Genomic DNA, 2,500 nt, shown 5'->3' on the forward strand with positions numbered 1-2,500 from the left:
CCGGCGCCCTCGCGGAGCATAGGCCCTGTAAGGGCCGCTCATGCGTGAGCGCTGGTCAGATCATCGTGTTTCACGATGAGCATAAGGAATGAGAACGATCAAGCCGATCGAACTATTAGTACCGGTAAGCTTCAAGCGTTGCCGCTCTTCCACACCCGGCCTATCAACGTGGTCGTCTTCCACGGTTCTCAGGGAATACTCGTTTTAAGGTGGGTTTCCCGCTTAGATGCCTTCAGCGGTTATCCCGTCCGGATATAGCTACCCTGCTATGCGGCTGGCGCCACAACAGGTCCACCAGAGATCCGTCCATCCCGGTCCTCTCGTACTAGGGACAGATCCTTTCAATATTCCTACACCCACGGCAGATAGGGACCGAACTGTCTCACGACGTTCTGAACCCAACTCACGTACCGCTTTAAATGGCGAACAGCCATACCCTTGGGACCTGCTCCAGCCCCAGGATGCGATGAGTCGACATCGAGGTGCCAAACAACCCCGTCGATATGGACTCTTGGGGGTCATCAGCCTGTTATCCCCGGCGTACCTTTTATCCGTTGAGCGATGGCCCTTCCACGCGGGACCACCGGATCACTATGACCGACTTTCGTCTCTGCTCGACTTGTCAGTCTCGCAGTCAGGCAGGCTTATGCCATTGCACTCAGCGAACGATTTCCGACCGTTCTGAGCCCACCATCGCGCGCCTCCGTTACTCTTTAGGAGGCGACCGCCCCAGTCAAACTACCCACCATACATTGTCCCGGACCCGGATAACGGGCCGCGGTTAGACATCCATAGTAATAAGGGTGGTATTTCAAGGGTGGCTCCACCTGAGCTGGCGCCCAGGTTTCAAAGCCTACCACCTATCCTACACATGCCACTACGAATGCCAATGTAAAGCTATAGTAAAGGTGCACGGGGTCTTTCCGTCTAACCGCAGGAACCCCGCATCTTCACGGGGAATTCAATTTCACTGAGTCTATGCTGGAGACAGCGGGGAAGTCGTTACGCCATTCGTGCAGGTCGGAACTTACCCGACAAGGAATTTCGCTACCTTAGGACCGTTATAGTTACGGCCGCCGTTTACTGGGGCTTCGATTCAGAGCTTGCACCCCTCCTCTTAACCTTCCAGCACCGGGCAGGCGTCAGACCCTATACGTCGTCTTGCGACTTCGCAGAGCCCTGTGTTTTTGATAAACAGTCGCTACCCCCTGGTCTGTGCCACCCTCCTCTACTTGCGTAGAAAAGGGTCACGCTTCTTCCGAAGTTACGCGTGCAATTTGCCGAGTTCCTTCAGCATAGTTCTCTCAAGCGCCTTGGTATACTCTACCTGACCACCAGTGTCGGTTTCGGGTACGGTTTATAAGGAGGAGCTATTTCCTGGAACCGCTCCGCTGCCCGTTCAATCCGATAAGATTGGACAACTTGTGCGATCCGTCACTACCTCCAAGCCCACGAATATTAACGTGGTTCCCATCGACTACGCGTTTCCGCCTCGTCTTAGGGGCCGGCTAACCCTGCTCAGATTAGCTTTAAGCAGGAACCCTTGGTCTTTCGGCGGGGGAGTCTCTCACTCCCCTTACGTTACTCATGTCAGCATTCGCACTTCTGATACCTCCACCACCCCTCACGGGTATGGCTTCGTCAGCTTACAGAACGCTCCGCTACCGCTTGGCCCTTGCGGACCAAACCCTAAGCTTCGGTGTATGGCTTTAGCCCCGTTACATTTTCGGCGCAAAGACCCTTATTTAGACCAGTGAGCTGTTACGCTTTCTTTAAATGATGGCTGCTTCTAAGCCAACATCCTGGTTGTTTTGGGATCCTCACATCCTTTCCCACTTAGCCATAACTTGGGGACCTTAGCTGTAGGTCAGGGTTGTTTCCCTTTTCACGACGGACGTTAGCACCCGCCGTGTGTCTGCCGACTAGTACTCCCAGGTATTCGGAGTTTGGTTAGGTTTGGTAATCCGGTGAGGACCCCTAGCCCATCCAGTGCTCTACCCCCTGGGGTATTCGGTCGACGCTCTACCTAAATAGATTTCGCGGAGAACCAGCTATTTCCGAGTTTGATTGGCCTTTCACCCCTAGCCACAAGTCATCCCGAACTATTGCAACAGTTATGGGTTCGGTCCTCCAGTAAGTGTTACCTTACCTTCAACCTGCTCATGGCTAGATCACTCGGTTTCGGGTCTAATGCGACGAACTGAACGCCCTGTTCAGACTCGCTTTCGCTGCGCCTACACCTAGCGGTTTAAGCTTGCTCGTCACACTAAGTCGCTGACCCATTATACAAAAGGTACGTGGTGACCCTTGCGGGCTCCCACTGTTTGTAGGCAATCGGTTTCAGGTACTCTTTCACTCCCCTTGTCGGGGTGCTTTTCACCTTTCCCTCACGGTACTAGTTCGCTATCGGTCATGCACGAGTACTTAGGCTTGGAAGGTGGTCCTCCCAATTTCAGACAGGATTTCACGTGTCCCGCCTTACTCGAGGACGATTGATTGC

1 rRNA gene (cut by a window edge) is annotated in these 2,500 nt (G+C 53.8%); it reads right to left on the reverse strand.

The features are described 5' to 3' along the window. Positions 1 to 94 precede the first annotated feature (94 nt). Positions 95 to 2,500, reverse strand: a 23S ribosomal RNA gene (locus NKJ58_RS31345) (it continues 396 nt past the right edge of the window).

The sequence above is a fragment of the Mesorhizobium sp. M0139 genome, assembly GCF_040322455.1.
Classification (GTDB): domain Bacteria; phylum Pseudomonadota; class Alphaproteobacteria; order Rhizobiales; family Rhizobiaceae; genus Mesorhizobium.